This is a genomic window from Streptomyces sp. 150FB (assembly GCF_000818195.1).
Lineage (GTDB): Bacteria > Actinomycetota > Actinomycetes > Streptomycetales > Streptomycetaceae > Streptomyces.
Map to the genome: position 1 here is coordinate 9,554,570 of NZ_JTHL01000001.1, position 16,478 is coordinate 9,571,047.

At 68.5% G+C, this 16,478-nt stretch carries 12 protein-coding genes; 9 read left to right on the forward strand and 3 right to left on the reverse strand.

The window, feature by feature from the left end; genetic code table 11:
- The first annotated feature begins 149 nt into the window (after positions 1-149).
- The 3 genes from QR77_RS40810 (at position 150) to QR77_RS40820 (ending at position 2,990) form a co-directional block, all read left to right on the forward strand.
- The gene (locus QR77_RS40810; protein WP_040026936.1) at positions 150-968 is read left to right on the forward strand and encodes an SDR family oxidoreductase; all 819 of its coding nucleotides are present in this window, start codon (positions 150-152) and stop codon (positions 966-968) included.
- 247 nt (positions 969-1,215) lie between these two features.
- Positions 1,216-1,860, forward strand: a complete 645-nt coding sequence (locus tag QR77_RS40815; protein WP_040026937.1) for a PAS domain-containing protein — start codon at positions 1,216-1,218, stop codon at positions 1,858-1,860.
- Positions 1,857-2,990, forward strand: coding sequence for a pyridoxal phosphate-dependent aminotransferase (locus tag QR77_RS40820; RefSeq protein WP_040026938.1), 1,134 nt, complete (start codon positions 1,857-1,859; stop codon positions 2,988-2,990). Before QR77_RS40815 ends, QR77_RS40820 begins: the two co-directional genes overlap by 4 nt.
- Positions 2,991-3,110: 120 nt before the next feature.
- Here the strand turns inward: QR77_RS40820 and QR77_RS40825 are convergent, their stop codons facing one another.
- A complete protein-coding gene (locus tag QR77_RS40825) occupies positions 3,111-4,004 on the reverse strand; it encodes a LysR family transcriptional regulator (protein ID WP_040026939.1) in 894 nt (297 codons plus the stop codon).
- 226 nt (positions 4,005-4,230) lie between these two features.
- On the opposite strand from QR77_RS40825, the gene QR77_RS40830 reads away from it, so the two are divergent.
- The 6 genes from QR77_RS40830 to QR77_RS40855 all read left to right on the forward strand — a co-directional run bounded on the left by QR77_RS40830 (position 4,231) and on the right by QR77_RS40855 (position 10,467).
- Positions 4,231-4,980: a YoaK family protein gene (locus QR77_RS40830; protein WP_040026940.1), complete on the forward strand. Its 750-nt coding sequence runs from the start codon at positions 4,231-4,233 to the stop codon at positions 4,978-4,980.
- Between the two features lie 112 nt (positions 4,981-5,092).
- A complete protein-coding gene (locus QR77_RS40835; protein WP_040026941.1) occupies positions 5,093-5,800 on the forward strand; it encodes an SDR family NAD(P)-dependent oxidoreductase in 708 nt (235 codons plus the stop codon).
- Between the two features lie 146 nt (positions 5,801-5,946).
- The gene (locus QR77_RS40840; RefSeq protein ID WP_052489487.1) at positions 5,947-6,564 is read left to right on the forward strand and encodes a TetR family transcriptional regulator; all 618 of its coding nucleotides are present in this window, start codon (positions 5,947-5,949) and stop codon (positions 6,562-6,564) included.
- 172 nt (positions 6,565-6,736) lie between these two features.
- The gene (locus QR77_RS40845; RefSeq protein WP_040026943.1) at positions 6,737-8,791 is read left to right on the forward strand and encodes a SpoIIE family protein phosphatase; all 2,055 of its coding nucleotides are present in this window, start codon (positions 6,737-6,739) and stop codon (positions 8,789-8,791) included.
- 168 nt (positions 8,792-8,959) lie between these two features.
- Positions 8,960-9,259, forward strand: coding sequence for an ankyrin repeat domain-containing protein (locus QR77_RS40850; RefSeq protein ID WP_052489488.1), 300 nt, complete (start codon positions 8,960-8,962; stop codon positions 9,257-9,259).
- An 812-nt stretch (positions 9,260-10,071) separates the two neighbouring features.
- Complete coding sequence (locus QR77_RS40855; protein WP_236711027.1) at positions 10,072-10,467, forward strand: HPP family protein; 396 nt, start codon at positions 10,072-10,074, stop codon at positions 10,465-10,467.
- A gap of 190 nt (positions 10,468-10,657) precedes the next feature.
- Here the strand turns inward: QR77_RS40855 and QR77_RS40860 are convergent, their stop codons facing one another.
- Entirely contained in the window at positions 10,658-13,963 is a 3,306-nt protein-coding gene (locus QR77_RS40860) for a discoidin domain-containing protein (protein WP_052489491.1), read from the reverse strand.
- Between the two features lie 14 nt (positions 13,964-13,977).
- On the reverse strand, positions 13,978-16,478 hold a 2,501-nt coding region (locus QR77_RS44600), incomplete at its 5' end, for a discoidin domain-containing protein (RefSeq protein ID WP_078877717.1).

The window sequence follows — 16,478 nt, forward strand, 5'->3', positions numbered from 1 at the left end:
AGAACATAGCAAAAGCCTCGCGATGGTTCACTTCGAATAACGCACAGTGTGTGCGTTGCGTAGCGGCCGGAAGGTCTGTATGTTTTTCATAGCGCACAAGTTGTGCGTTATGAATCATCCGGACTGCCGGATGGATGGGAGAACCACTCATGTCGTCCAAGACGTGGTTCATCACCGGAACCTCGACGGGCTTCGGCCGCGCCCTGACCGAGGAGCTCCTCGCTCGCGGGGACCGTGTCGCCGCCACGCTGCGCCGCCCCGAGGTGCTGGACGGGCTCGCGCGCCAGTACGGCGACCGGCTCTGGCGGGCCGTATTGGACGTGAGCAGGCCCGCCGAGGTACGACGCGTCGTCGACGACGCGTTCGCCGCGCTCGGCACTGTCGATGTCGTGGTGTCGAACGCCGGGTACTCACTGGTCGGCGCGGCCGAGGAGCCGAGTGACGAGCAGGTGCGGCGCCAGTTGGACACCAATGTGCTCGGCTCGATGACGCTGGCGCGGGCGGCCCTTCCGTATCTGCGTGGCCAGGGCCACGGCCACCTGATCCAGTTCTCCAGTGTGGGCGGTCAGGCCGCGTTCCCCTTCGTGGGGATCTACAACGCCACCAAGTGGGCCATGGAGGGCTTCTACGAGGCACTGGCCCAGGAAGTCGCGGGGTTCGGTATCAGAACGACGCTGGTTGAGCCGGGAGGATTCCGTACCGACGCGAATACCCGCAGTGCGGAGCAGGCGTCCGCGCTGGCGGCGTACGCGGAGCTGCGCGAGCAGGTGATGAAGGACTTCTTCCCGCCTCAGGGTGAGCCGGCCGCTCTTGCCCGGGCGGTGATCGCCGCCGCCGACAGCCCGCAGCCACCACGCCGTCTGCTGCTCGGCGGCGACGCCTACACGGCCATCCAGGCATCCCTCGCCACCCGCCTCGCGGAGGTCGAGGCGCAACGCGGGAGCGCGACGGTGACCGACCCGTCCTGACCTGCCCGCCGGACGGAACGGTGAGCGGCCGCCCATGTTCAGGGACAGGGGACGCGCTGTTCACGGCGGCCCCGAGCCGGCTCGGCCGCCGCTACGAGCCGTCGCGTCCGCTCCGGTGGCGGAGGTTCGCGGGGGAGTTGTGCATGAGTTCGCGGGCACGCCCGGCGAGGCCGCTGTCCGCCGGCAGTCACCCCGCCACCGGGCCAATTCTGGACTCTTTGTCCGAGCTGGACTTACTATCCGGTTCATGGCAACGGCAGCGGACAGTTCCGACCCGCGCGTACGGCTGTGGTCACCGGTGTGCCAGGCGGTGGCCCTCCTGCTCGGTCCCTACGCCGAGGTGGTCCTGCATGACACGGCGACGGACCGGATCCTCGGCATCTGGAATCCGATGACCCGGCGGACGGCGGGCGACCCGTCCCTGCTGGGTGAACTGGACGACCTCGCCCCGTCGGGTCGCGACGTCTACGGGCCGTACGAGAAGCTGCTGGCCGACGGAAGACGGCTGTCCTCGGTCAGCGCGGTGCTCCGGGACTCCGGCGGGGAGCCGTCGGCCGTACTGTGCGTGAACCTCGACCGTACGCCGCTGGAGCAGGCGGCCGCACTGCTGGCCGGTTTCGCCGCGCCCACGACGGCGCGCCCCGAGGCGCTGTTCGAACAGGACTGGACCGAGCGCGTGCACCAGATCGTCGGCACGTTCGTACGCACCCACGGCCGTCCCGTCGAACGTCTCGGCCGCGAGGAGCGCCTCGCCCTCCTCAACGAACTGGACCAGGCCGGGGTGTTCGCCGTGCGCCGCGCCGTCCCCGTCGTCGCCGGTGCCCTCCGGGCGTCGCGGTCCACCGTCTACGCACTGCTCGCCGACCTCAAAGCCGAAAGGAGTACGTCGTGAGCCGGCTCCCGGACTTCCGCCTCGAAGCCTATTTCTCCCGCTGGGAGTTCACCGCCCGTCACCACCTCACCGCGTCCGACGCACAGACCATGACGATGTCCGACCTGCTCGCCCTGGCCGACGACGAGGACCGACGGGCCTGGGAGACGCTGTCCCTGGGCTACACCGAGACTTTCGGTGATCCCGCCCTGCGGCAGGCGATCGCCGACATGTACACCCACGCGAAAGCCGACGACGTCATCTGCTTCGCCGGGGCGGAGGAAGCCCTCTACCTCGCCATGCAGGTCCTGTTGGGACCCGATGACCACGCGGTGGTCATCACCCCGAACTACCAGGCCGCCGAGACCGTCCCCCTCGCGCTGTGCCAGGTCACCGGCGTCGCCCTGGACCCGGACGACGACTGGGCGCTGGACCTCGACCGTCTGGTCGCCGCGCTGCGCCCCAACACCCGGGTGGTCTCCGTCAACTTCCCCAACAACCCCACGGGCAAGGTGATCGGCGCGGCGGACTTCACCCGCCTGGTCCAACTGTGCGACGAACGGGGCATCCACCTGTTCAACGACGAGGTGTACCGGGGCCTGGAACGCGACCCCTCCCGCACACTGCCCCACGCGGCCGACCTGTCCGAGCGTGCCCTGTCGCTGAACGTCACCTCCAAGTCGCTGGGGCTGCCCGGCCTGCGGATCGGCTGGATCGCCTGCCGCGACAGGGAGTTGCGCTCGCGCCTGGAGCGGGCGAAGCACTACACCACCATCTGCAACGCGGCACCCAGCGAAATCCTCGCCCGCATCGCGCTGAAGTCACGCGACCGGATCCTGGACCGCAACCGCGCCGTCATCGCCGCCAACGTGCCGGTCTTTGAAAGCTTCTTCGCGGAGTTCCCGGATCTGTTCGACTGGCGAGCGCCGGACGGCGGCTGCGTGGCGTATCCCCGCTACCGGGGGCCCGGCACGGCGGAGGACTTCTGTACGGACCTGGTCGACGAGGCCGGGGTGCTCCTCCTGCCGCCGAGCGTCTACCGCTCCGAGCTGACCGCCACACCCACCGACCGCTTCCGCATCGGCATCGGGCGCCTCACCCCCGAGCCGGCCCTCGACGCGTTCGCCACGTGGCTGCGCACCCGCCGGTGACCGCGCACTCGATCTTTGGCTCGGACAGGGCCCGGACCGGGTTGTTGACATCCCCCTCCGCACGGGCTGATCAGGTGCGCCAGTACCAGCGCGGTCCGCGACAGAGCGCGGGACAGGCGTTCAGTTACGGGAGTTGGCGGCATCGTTCGCCGCGTAGCCGAGCGCGTCGAGGAGAGCCTCGGTGGCCGCCGCGGGGCGGCGGCGGGAGCTGACTGCGGCGGAGAGCTGCCACATCAGATCCGGCGCGTCGAGAGGGATCACGCACAGGCCGTCGCCGGTGCCCGCAGCCGAGGCGGGCATCAGGGTCGTACCGAAGCCGGCGCCGACGAGTTTGGCCATCAGCGCGTAGTCGGCGACCTCGGTCGCCGCCTGGGCCGGGCCGAGCACCCGGTCCACGGCGTGCCGCATTCCCCAGCCCGGCGGGAAACGCAGGATCGACTCGGCCGACAGGTCGGACGGTGTGATCGTGGCGCGCCCGGCCAGTGGGTGGTCCGCACGGCAGGCGAACACCAACGGCTCCTCGATCAGAGGCCTGAGCACGATCCCGTCGGGCGGCCGCTCGCCACTGGCCGTCAGCGCGATGTCCAGCGAACCGTCCAGGATCGCCCGCAGGTTGCCCGTGGAGCCTTCCGACGACTGGCGCAATTGCACAACGACCTCTGGATGGCGCGTCCGTAGGCCGGTGAGCACCGTGGCGAGGTCGAGTGGCCCTGTGCTGAACGTACTGCCGAGCACGACCGTCCCCCGCACCCGGCCCGAGACGGCGTGGACCTCGTCCCGCGCGCTCCGTACGGCGTTCAGCACACGCTGGGCTGCGGTACGGAGGGCGTCCCCGTGCTCGGTCACAGCGACGGGCGTGACCGAGCGGTCGAACAGCGCGACGCCCAAGTCCCGCTCCAGCCGGGCGATCGCGCTGGACATCGCGGACTGCACGATGTGCGCCTTCCGGGCCGCCGCGGTGAAGCTCCCGGTCTCGCAGCAGGCGAGGAAGTACTCCAGTTCGCGGATTTCCATGACATGAGTCTATGAAGGCCCATCGATTAAATCGATGGGGCCCAACACTTGTGATCGTTGGACATGATGACGGGCCGTGGCGGACGCTTGGTACGCCGCCCGACGGGTGCAGGCGGAGCGAGAGTGGCCCGCCGTGCGTGGTCGGACCCCTGGACCTTGGCCGCCCCGCCAAGTCCTGGGGCCCGCCGTCCCCCTGGGCCCGTGGTCCATCGAAACGGAAGCCGCCATGGCGATCACCTCCCCTCTCGACACCCGTCCGACGGTCGCGGCGATGCTGGCGCTGACCGCGGTGACCGGACTCGTCGACACCTTCAGCTATCTCCACTTCGGACACGTATTCGTCGCCTATATGACCGGCAATGTCATCTTTCTCGGTGTCGGTCTGCTACCGGATGCCCATCTACTGATAGCCGCCTCGGCCACCGCCGTCAGCGGGTTTGTCCTGGGGTCGCTCACCGGCGGCCGTATCGCCGCACGTCTGTCCCACCGGCCGCGCCGCTGGCTGGTCGTGGCCCTGGCCGCCGAGACGGTCGTGCTCGCCCTCGTCGCTCTGCTCACCGCCGGCGGCCAGGCCGCGCCGGGCGGGCGTGGCGCGTACGTTTCCATCGCGCTGCTCGCCCTGACGGCCGGGCTCCAGAACAGCACGGTCCGCCACTTCGGTGTGCCCGACCTCAACACCTCCGTGCTGACGGTGACCCTTGTCGCGCTGGCCGCCGACAGCGCCCTCGGCGGTGGCCCCGGGGGGAAAGCCCCTCGCCGGCTCGGTTCGGTCGCCGCGATGCTCGGTGGCGCCGTGATCGGCGCGGCCCTGCTCCAGGTGTCGGCCACGTCGGTCGTCGCGCTCGCCGCTGTCCTGGTGGCTTCGGTCGCCGCCGCCTTCGCCACCGGGGGACACCTGCTCCCGGGAGCGTCGGGATACGGCGCCGCCGCGCGGGCGGGTGCCACTCGTACACATGGCGGCGTTTTGTCTGAATAGCCTGAGTAACTAACTGTTGACATACTTACCCTGCGGAACTATTTTGTATCTATCCAGATAGTTACAAGGCTCACGTGGACCTCCCGTGACGTCCGACAGGAGAGGCGCAGTCATGACAACGACACTGATCACCGGAGCGAACAAGGGCCTCGGCTTGGAGACCGCCCGACGGCTCGTGGCCGCCGGCCACACCGTCTACGTCGGTGCCAGGGATGCCGAACGCGGCCGGAAGGCCGCCGAGGGGATCGGCGCGCGGTTCGTGCGGATCGACGTCACCGACGAGGCCTCGGTCGTCGCGGCGACCAAGGCGATTGAGGCCGACGGCGGCCTGGACGTACTGGTCAACAACGCCGGCATCGAGCCGCGCACCGCCGACGGCGGCTTCGTCCCCCTCGCTGAGGTGACCGCCGAATCGGTGCGGACGGTGTTCGAGACGAACGTCTTCGGCCAGGTCCGGATGCTTCACGCGTTCCTGCCGCTGCTGGAGCGGTCCGCGGCCCCAGTGGTGGTCAACGTCAGCAGTGGCGTGTCGCTGATGCGTGAACTGGTGGACCCGGAGTCGCCGTCGCATTTCTACCCCGACATCGCCTACCCGTCCTCGAAGGCCGCGGTCAACATGCTCACGGTCCAGTACTCGAAGGCGTTTCCCAAGGTCAGGATCAACGCCGTCGACCCCGGGTTCACCTCGACCGACCTGAACTTCCACGCCGGCGTCCAGACCGTCGAGCAGGGTGCCGAGATCATCGTCCGGATGGCCCAAATCGGTACCGACGGTCCCACCGGCGGATTCTTCGAGGCCGCGGGCACCATCCCCTGGTAGCCCGCTCCTCCGTGTCGCCGGGCGCCGCCGCGGCGCCCGGGCGCAGGGCCAGGACCAAGCCGGGCGAGGAGCGAGCGCACCGGCAACGTCCAGGCCGGCGAGGTGCGGTTAAACGATCAGTTACCTCTATCTCCTAGGGTGCATCCATGTCCGAGACTCCGGTCGAGAACCCGGTCCAGCGCGAGACACGCCCGCGCAACTCCCGAGCCACCAAGGCGCTCCTGCTGCGTGCGGCCACCTCGGAGTTCGCCGAGCACGGCCTCGCCGGTGCGCGCATCGACCGCATCGCGGAACGAGCCGGCGCCAACAAGCGATTGCTTTATGTGTACTTCGGCGACAAGGACAAACTGTTCGACATCGTCGTCCAGGAGCAGATAACGGCGATCCTCGCGGCGGTCCCGCTGCCCGACGGCGACCTGTGCGCCTTCGCGGCCGCCCGGTACGACTACGTCCTGGCCCACCCGGAGGCCATGAGGATCGCTGCCTGGCGATCCTTTGAGCAGCCCGGAGCCACCGAGGCCGAGACCGACAGTTTCCGCGACCGGATCGCCGCGACCGCAGCGGCGCAGCAGGCAGGAAAGCTGCGGGCGGACATCCCCGCGGTCGACCTCTTCGCCATCGTCCTTCGCCTGACGGAGAGCTGGTTGAGCGCGCCGCCTGCCCTCAAGACCGCCGGCGGTGAGGACCCCATGGCGGACGATCGCCTGCGCGAGCACCGGGCCGCCATGCTCGCCGCGGTCCGCAGCGTCACCGAGCCTCGGTAGTCGTCACCGAGCCTCGGTAGTCGTCCCCGGGCCGGCCGGGGCGACCCCCGGCTCCGCTTCATCGGGGATGGGCGGCCCCAGTGGCGTGGGCTCCGATGGATGCCTTAACTGGATGGTGTCGATGGGAAAAGAGGTCGACCATGCCACGCCAACAGCACCGGCGGTCAGACCGATGAACGGCGCTCCTGCCGCGGACGGAGCGGGCAGCCTCGAGAAAGCCCTGTTCGACCAGGCCAGGGCGGGCCTTGAGGTCTACGACACGGACTTGCGGATCCTCCGCGCCAACCCCGCCGTCCTGCGTATGCGCGACCGGCCGGCGGATGCCGTCCTCGGGGCCGACGTCAGAGGACTGGACTCAGGATTCCCGGTCTCCCCGGTGATCGATGAAGTGCTGCGGACCGGGACCAGGGTCCAGGACCGCCCGGTGACCGCGTACCCGGAGGCCGAAGCGGGACAGCGGCGCGAGTACGTCGTCACCGGATACCCCTTGCGGGACGGCGACCGGCCGATCGGTGTCGCCTCGATGATCCACGATGTCACCGATCAGGTCCGCGAGCGCGACGACCTGGATCTCCTGAGCAGCGCACGCGCCGGCATCGGCAGCACTCTGGACGCGCTGCGCACCTCCCAGGAGCTCGCCGATACGGCGGTCCCCGCCTTCGCCGACGCCGTCGCGGTCGACGTGGTCGAATCCGTCCTGTCCGGTGACGCCCCCATAGGCCCGGTGAGCACCCGGCTACCGATGCGGCGCGCCGCGTTCCAGTCCCACGAGGGAGCCTACGGCGCCTTTCCGGTGGGCAGCGCGAGCTATTACGCGTTCCCCACGCCGTACACCCAGGCACTGGGCGATCTGCGGCCGCGGCTGGTCGCGACGGTGTCTCCGTACGGTCAGTGGCTGGTGCAGGACCGTGCGCGTGCCGAGTTCATCGCGAGGACCGGTGTGCACTCGCTCATCGTGACACCCCTGACCGTCCACGGGCTGCTGCTGGGGATGGCAACCTTCTACCGGGACGGCACCCGTCCCGACCCCTTCGACGAGGCGGACGTGTCGCTCGCGACGCAGATCGCCGGCGTCACGGCACTGTGTATCGACAACGCGCGCCGCTTCACCCGTGAGCACACCGTCGCATCGGCGCTGCGACGCAGCCTGCTGCCCCGTACACCGCCGCAGGTGGCGGCGGTGCGCTCCGCCCAGTGCTACCTGCCCGGTGAGTACGGAGCTCACTGGTTCGATGTCCTGCCGCTGTCCAGTTGCCGGGTGGGGCTGGTCCTCGGTTACGTGCCCGGGGAGGACCTGTGGGCATCGGCGACGATGGGCAGGCTGCGGACCGCGGCCTCGACGCTCGCTTCGATGGACCTGCCACCCGACGAGCTCATGGCACACCTCGACGACGCCGCCCAGAACCTGGGGCGCGACCAGGAGGCGGATCCCGGCACCCGGCAGCACGGCCGGCCGCGGTTCACCGCCTCGTGCCTGTACCTGACGTACGACCCCGTCAGCCGGCGGTGCGCGATGGCGTCTGCGGGGCACGCCGGCCCGCTGCTCGCCGGCCCGGAGGGCACCGTCAGCCGGCTGGAGGTCCCGCGCGGGGCGCCGCTCGGCCAGGGCGCCCCGTACGAGATGCGGACCGTCGAACTGGGGGAGGGGAGCCTGCTGTGCCTCTACTCCGACAGCGTCACCGGCCGGTATCCGGCGGAGGCGGACGCGCGGCTCAGCCGACTGCGCGACGTGCTGGCGGACCCCTCGGCGACCCCGGAAGAGATCTGCGACTCGGCGACGTACAAGTTGTATCGCGGCGCGTCGCGGGACGGGATGGCCCTTCTGGTGGCCAGGATCAGCCGGCTCGATCCGCACCACGTCGCCTCCTGGACCTTCCCGGCAGAGGCCGTTTCGGTACGTGAGGCACGGCGGGCGGCCCGCCGCCGGCTGACGGATTGGGGCCTGGAGGACGAGGTTCTCACCACCGACCTGGTGGTCAGCGAACTCGCCACGAATGTAATCCGCCACGCGACGGGACCGATCCGGCTGCGCCTGATCCTCGACCGGACACTGACCGTCGAGGTCTCCGATGACGCGGACACCGCCCCGCACCTCCGCCACGCCCGGCTCCAGGACGAGGGCGGCCGCGGTCTGTTCCTGATCGCGTCGTTCACCCGGCACTGGGGCACGCGCTACGAGGAGACCGGCAAGACCATCTGGGCCGAGCAGAACTTGATCGGCGCCTGAACCAGACGCTGTTCGCTGCGTGGACGCAGCTTCAGCCGCCCGACGGCGGGGGTTTCCTTCTACCGCGTGGGGTCCAGTGTGCAGTGGATTCCTGTTGTCGGTTCCGGCAGGTCATCGCACACCGGGAGGCTCAGCACGATATCGCGCTGGCGCGGCAGAATTCGCGGTATGGACGTAGCTGATCGTTTGACAGCCGCTGCTGCTGCCGGGGACACCGAGGTGTTGACCGATCTGCTGAGTACGGGAATCGCGGTTGACGCGGTCGACGGACGGAGGCGGACGGCTCTGGACCGGGCGGTCTGGGCCGGGATGACTGAGGCCGTTCGGCTACTGGTGGCCGCGGGCGCGGACGTGGAGCAGCCGATCGGTGAATACCGTGAGGACACCCCGCTGCGCTTCGCGGCTGGGCGTGGCGACCTGCCTCTGGCGCAGTTGCTGCTGGAGGCGAGTGCTGAGCCGGACCGGTAGCCGAACGCGCGGAAGATCACTCCGCTGATGGTGGCCGGAGCCGCCGGGCACGCGGCCGTGGCGGAGGCGCTGCTGGCCAGAGGGGCGGACCTCGAACTCACGGGGGAGCGTCAAGGAGCCCTGGAGCAGGCGGCGTTCGCGGGGCGGAAAGAAACAGTCCATCTTCTGCTGGCCCAGGGGGCCCGGCGCGGGGCGGCATTGAGCGAGGCCCGGCGGGGCCGGGCATTCGCGCTGGCCCATCTGCGCGCCGGTCGCTGTCCCGACGAGTTCTCAGCCGCACGCGTTGACGCGTACACAGAGGCGATCCACGCGCTTGCGCGGGCCTTTCCCATGGGGCCGGGGCAGGACAGGCCGAGTTCGGGGTGGCCGCCGACGTAGTGGACGAAGCTCCCTCCCACGTGGCATCGGAGAGTCGCTCCTGCTCGGCTGCCGGTTCGGCTGATAGGCGCCGTCGATCAAGCGATCAAGAAGGAGTCTTGGACTCCCCGTGGTCCAGGACACCAGAATTTCCGAGCGTTGCCTGACTTCACGGACGAGGAGCCGCCGAGGCCCGGAAGCCAGGGCGCCCCCAAGGAGACCGGTGCTCATTCCGCGCGCCCCGAAGCCGTACGTCCCGTTCGGCAGTCCGCAGGAAGTCGGGCGGAAGCGCCTTAGCCATGGCGCGTAGCCCGTCCGACATGCGAGAAGGCCGGGGCGATGCCCGCCCGGCGAGGCAGCCGAGAGTCCGACGGTGGAGGGTCGCCGAACCCCGGCCACCCCGGCATACGGTCGCCTCGGCGGCTGTCACCACCTCCGTCGCGCTGACCGTCCTGGTGCTTGTCGGGACACTGCTGCACCAGGCGGTGCTGATACCGCCCCTGGCGGCCACGACGGCGATCGTGACCGCCACTCCCGGCTCACCACTCGCCCAGCCCCGCCATGTCGTCGGCGGACACATGCTTTCCTGTCTCGTCTGTTACGCGCTACTCGCCCTCGGCTGGCACGGTCCCTTCGCTGCCGCGGCGGCCTGCGGCGTTGCCTGCGGGGTCGTCCTCCTGTGCAAGGCGGCCCATCCACCGGCCATGGCGACCGCCGTCATGATCATGGTTACCGAACCGCATGCCGCCGGCTTCGTCCCCCTGTTGGCCACCGGCGCGGTGCTCCTCGTCCTGGTGCAACTGATCTCCTCCCGCCTACAGCGAGAGAAGTACCCCACCACCTGGTGGTGAGCGGAGTTCACCGCGACGTACCTCACACCGGCTTCCCGCACCGACGACACCGACGCGTTACGGCGTGGCATGTGGGCCTTTCGGGCCGGTGGGACGTGGTAGTCCACACCGAACCCGGAAGGCCCCCACTCGTTCAAGATCCCTCAACTGCGATCATGACCACTGTCCAGGATCTCCCCGGACAGCACAGCTAGCCGTACACCTGCATCTCGTAGAGCGAGTAGCCCCACTGCCCCGACAGTTGGCTGCCCTGCATGCGGACGTATCTCGCCTGCCCGCTGACGGGGATCTTCTCGGTACCTCCTGAAGAGTTGGTTCGGGTGTAGAGGTCGTGCCAGGTGGAGCCGTCCGTGGAGCCCTGCACCTTGTAGGACTTCGCGTACGAGGCCTCCCACAGCAGGTCCACCTCGGAGAGGTTGTACGTGCTGCCGAGGTCCACCTGGATCCAACTGTTCGGGTCCTGGCCCGCGCTCCACCGGGAGTTCAGGTCCCCGTCGAAGGCCTTGGCGGCGGACTGGTCGGCCGTGGACTGGGAGGAGGCCGTCGCCGGCTTGCCCTGTGCCAGGTTGGCCTTCGGGGCGTTCATGGTCAGGTTGACGGTTACGGTCTTCCCGGCCTGGAGCGGCAGGACACGTGCGATGCCGCCCAGGGGGGAGCTCTGGACGGTCACGCCGTCACCGGTGATCGAGGAGATGCCCGAGCGCTGGATCAGCGTCAGGTTCTGGTTGATCTTCGAGGTGAGTGTCACCTTCGCGGTGTGCGCTTTGGTGTCCCACGTCAGGTTTTTGATGGTGAACTGGCTCTTGCCGAGCATCCCGGAGATGGACCCCTTGTCCAGGCCCTTCGGCAGCCCCGGCAACAGCTCCAGCGTGCCCGGTTTGGTGGCGGCCAGCATCTCCATCATCACCGTGGGCACGGAGTTGACGACGTCCGTGGCGAAGGTGTTGTGGTTGTTGTAGTGGGAGGTCGCCATGCTGCTGTAGTAGTAGTCGTCCTTGGCGAAGCGCAGCAGTTTCGCGCCCACCGAGTCCGGCATGTCGAGGTCGGCCGCGATCAGAGCCCCGTGCAGCAGGCCGTGTCCGGCGTTCTCGTACGCGCCCTGGTCCTTCTTCTGCAGGAAGACCTGCGCGGCCTTGAACTGTGCGGAGTTGGTCTCCGGAGTGATCTCGCGGTAGGGCCACACCGGCAGCAGGCCGCTGGAGTGGCGGTGCTGGTAGTTGTTCTTGTTCGCCAGGTCGGGCCACGCCCACTCGGCCAGCGCACCGTCGTTGTTGATCAGATAGGGCGGCAGGTGGTCCAGCTTCTCCTGCCAGACGGGGATCTTGTCGGCGTCGCGGCCGAGGGTCTTCGCGGTCTGGATCAGCGTCGTCAGCGCGAACTTGGCCCCGGAGATGTCGTAGACGGAGTTGACAGCGAGCGGCACTCCGCCCGGCGGGGTGTTCTCCGGTGAGATGGAGCCGGCGAAGATGTAGTTGCCGTTGCCGTCCTTCTTGGTGAGGAAGTCCTCGTAGAAGTCGCCCATGTCGCGGATCAGCGGGTAGTACTTGTCGGCCAGGAACGTGGTGTCCCCGCTGACCTGGTAGTACTCCCAGAACGGTTCGAGCAGCCAGGACTCCCCGCCCGTCACGTACTGGTAGGGGTAGTCGAAGTTGATGTTGGAGATCAGGCCCTCGCCGTTGGGGGTGTTGCCGCCGGTGAGCATGCCGCGGGTGCCGAGGAGCTTCTTGGCGTTGGTCTCGAAGTCCTTCTGCCACTGCTGGTTGAGCCAGAAGTAACCCGCCATGGCCTCCGGCATGTTGCCGATGTTGCCGCTGGAGATCTGTAGGTTGAGGTTGGCGTCCAGATGGTAGTAGCCGTCCCAGCCGACGTTGCTGTCGCCCGTCCAGTTGCCGAGCAGGTCCGGGGCCGCAGTGGGCCCGCTGGAGCCGAGCAGATGGTAGCGGCCGGCGTAGAACATCCGCTCGTACAGGGCCGGGACCGGTGTCGATGAGGACTTCTGCTCGGCGAGCAACTGTTCGGTGGACTTCGCGCGGTCGGCCGGGGATGCGCCGAAGTCGACCGAGACCCGGCCGAAGATCGAACTGTGCGCGCCGGTATGCCGGTTGAGCAGGTTCTGGTAGTCGGAGCTGAGCCCGGCGAGCTTCTGCTGGAGCACGTTCTTGCCCCACTCCTGCTCGGCCGGGACGCCGCCGTTGTACGTGCCGTTGTAGCGCTGGGTCAGCGACAGCAACAGGACGTGGCTGGCGTTCGCGACGGTCACCCGGCCGTTGCTGATGGTCTTGGTGCCGTCGGTGACGATGCGGGTGACGCCCTCGTAGCCGGCGTTGTAGCTGCCGGTGGGGTACTTGACCCGCAGGTTCAGATAGTCGGTGGTCGAGTTGTCGGTGTAGGTGAAGCCCTTGTTGAGGAGGTTCATGGCCGGGTCGATGGACAGGCCCAGGGTCATGGTCTCCTTCTGGCCCGCGGGCGCCGCCTGGTACTGGACGGTGGCGCCGTCGGTGCGGGAGACGAATGAGTCCCGCTCCCACGCGCCCTTGTTGTCCGCCCAGTTGACCTTCACCACGCCCTGCGAGTAGTCGGTGGAGCGGACGTAGTCGCTGATCGGCCCGGCGTCCGGCATCGCGATGTTCATCTTGTAACCGGGGTGCTTGCTGCCCTCGCCGCCGCCCTGGTAGCCCTGCACGTCGGCGGCGAGCTGATTGGCCTGTTGATACTGGCCGGAGATCAGCTCGTCGCGGATCGTGTTGATGTTGCCCTGGCTGACGGTGTTGAAGGTGCGGTGCGGATGGGCCTCCGTCCGCGCCGTGAAGAAGTCTTTGTCGTCGAAGACGACGGTGTCGTCGCGCGGATTGCCGAAGACGATGATGCCCTGCTTGCCGTTGCCGGCCAGCAGCCCGTCCTGCCAGTCGCTGTACGTCGTCGGGTACGTGGTGGAGGGCGCGACGGTCGCTGAGCCGACGGCGGAGCTGCCGCTGCTGCCGTCGGCGGTGCCGTAGACCTCGAACTCCCGCAGGGAGTACCCGTACTGGGTGTTGGGCGTGACGCCCTGCATCCGTACGTAGTGCGCCGCCTTGTTGACGGTGACGGTCTCGGTCCCGCCGCTGCCGTTCGTCGTGGAGTAGGCGTCGGTCCAGTGCACCGAGTCGTCGGACGTCTGGATCCTGTACGCCTTCGCGTATGCGGTCTCCCACGTCAGAGCCACGGACGAGACCGTGTACTCACCGCCGAGGTCGACGTAGATCCAGGCGTTGGGATCGTTGCTGTGGTCGCTCGACCAGCGGGTGCCGGTGTTGCCGTCGATGGCGTTGGACGCGGCGTAGTCGCCGTCCTGGTACGAGGCGACCGCGCGGGCGCCCGCATCGCGGGCGAGGTTGACGGCGGCGGCAGCGCTCGACCGGGGGGCCAGCGATGCCATGGTGAGCAGCAGGAAGAAGGTCACGGCGAGGCCGAGCAGCTTTCTTCCCGCATGTGGTGTGGGGTGTTTGACGGGGATCATGGGTGACTCCCTCCTCAACTGCCGTTGGCGGTGACGCGCAAGGACGAGATGGCGTCGTTGTTGCCCGTGCTGGTCAGGTTCGGGGCATCGCCGGTGAAGCTCCAGGCGGTGCCGGAGAAGCCCGCGTCGGCGTAGCCGGTCACGGTGTAGCCGGTCGGGACGCGGAGTGACGAGATGGAGTCGTTGGCGATGCCCTTGGCCTGGAGCGCCGGCAGGTCGTAGGCGCCGGGCCCGAACGCCCCTGATGTACCGCCGTAGTTGGCGTCGCCGTACACGGTGGCGCCGCTGGTGCCGGTGCTGCCGACGGGGGTGCCGTAGATCTCGAACTCGTAGAGTGAGTAGCCGTACGCGGTCGCGGGCGTGACGCCCTGCATCCGTACGTAGCGGGCGTTCTTGCCCACGTTCACCGTCTCGGTGCCGCCCTGGCCGTTGGTCGTGGAATAGGCATCGGTCCAGTTGGAGCCGTTGTCCGACACCTGGATCTTGTACGCCTTCCCGGATGCTGACTCCCAGTCGAGTACGGCGGTGGACACCGCGTACTCCGCGCCGAGGTCGACGTAGATCGAGGCGTTGGGGTCGTTGCTGTGGTCGCTCGACCAGCGCGAGGAGCCGTTGCCGTCGATGGCGTTGGAGGCCAGGTAGCTGCCGTCCTGGTAGGAGGCGACCGCCTTGGCGTTGGCTCCGAGCGACAGGTTCACCGGGGTGCCGGCCGGCGGGGGCGGCGGGGTGGGCACGGTCTGGCCGGCCGGCGGCCACAGTGTGAGGGAGTTGCTGCCGTTGTGCGCCGCTGCGAACGGACCGGCCATGGTGTTGGTGCTGCTGACCTGTTGGCCGAAGAAGTCCGTGGTGACGTCGGCCTGGATGCTCTGGTTGGTCAGCGGTATGGTGCCGACCCTGGCCTGTGTGACCGGGGTGTTGCCGTGGATGCCGGAGGCGTTCAGGTCGAAGCTCAGCGACATCTGGGTGTTCGTCGCCGTGTAGTGCGCGTTGGAGACCGTGCCGGTGGAATTTCCTTCCTTCACCTGGGTCTTGTCCGTGGCGTTGTCCGGCAGAGTCGAGCCCTGGACCAGGTTGTTGTACCAGAAGAACTTCTCGGGCGAGGTGAGCGCGGTCGTCTCGTTCATCGTGCCCGGCTGGAAGTAGTACGCGTCCCGGCCGCCGCCGTCGTTGTGGATGTTCGCGTTGTCGAGGAAGAGGTTGTTGGCGAAGACGATGCCGGTGGCGTCCAGAGTCCGGATGTCGCTGTTGCCGATGAAGACGTTGTTGTCCACCAGGACGGGGCCGAAGACGGCCTCGGCGTAGTAGCCCCAGGGGCTGTTCATCACGATGTTGCCGGTGATGCGGACGTTCTGGCTTCCCCAGTCGGTCCAGATGCCGGCCGAGTTGCTGCCCTTGGAGTTCTTGACGTAATTGCCCTTGATCAGGCCCTCGTTCATGTAGTGGACCTTGATCGGGGCGGTTTCCGCACCGCTGAACTCATTGCGGTAGTTGGTGTCCTCGATCATGTTGTAGAGGATCTGCGAGTGCCAGGAGAAGACGCCCGCGATCCCCGACTGACCACATTTCGCTATGTAGTTGTTGCGCACGATGTGCGAGCCGTACGCGCTGGTGTTGTGGAAGTCCGTGCGCGGTGTGCCAGGGCGGTTTCCGGCCCAGGTGTCGTTGCTCAGACCGATGTCGATGCCGATCGTCCTGGCGTTGATGACGATGTTGTTCTCGATGATCCACTTCAGCCCGCCGTAGACGCTGATGGCGCCGGCCTGTCGGCGGTCGGGACTGTCGGGGAAGTCCGAGTACGTGTTGGCCGCCTGCTTGATCGTGAAGCCGTCGACGGTGATGTAGCCGAGGCCCCACACGTCGGGCGCGAAGACCTGCCGGCGGACATTGATCTCGGCGAGCCGGGCGTTGGGGTCGGCGCCGTTGAAGTTGGCCCAGACAGTGGTGCTGGACGAACCGACCTCGGAGTACCAGGTGTTGGCCGCGCTCTGCACCGTGCTGAGCGACGGCTTCTCGCTGTACGCGGCCTCGTCCAGGTAGACGTCACCGGCGGTGTAGCCGGCGAAGGTGCCCCCGCCGCCGCCGTTCGGCTGCCCCTGGGCGTACGGGTTCCAGTCGCCGAAATAGCTGTTCGGCAGCGTGACACTCCAGACGTTGCCGCTGCCGCGGGTCCAGGAGTTGATCTCCTCGGAGCCCTTGATGCTCACCGCGCCGTCGCCGGCGTTGGTGTACGTGATCCGGTGCTGCTCGTCGGTGCCGCCGCGCGCGGGCTTGACCGTCTCGCGGTACAGCCCGGCGTGCACCAGCACGGTGTCGCCGGGCTGCGCCGCCTGGGCGGCATGGTTGATCGTCAGATACGGGGCGGCCTGCGTGCCGGCGTTGCCGTCGCTGCCGTTCTTGGCCACGTGGATGACGCGCGCGGCGTCCGCCGCGTACGCCGGACCGGCCGCGGGCAGCGCGAGCGCGGCGAGCGCGGCGGCGGCGACCGTGGCACACACCGCGCGGAAGACGGCGGCCA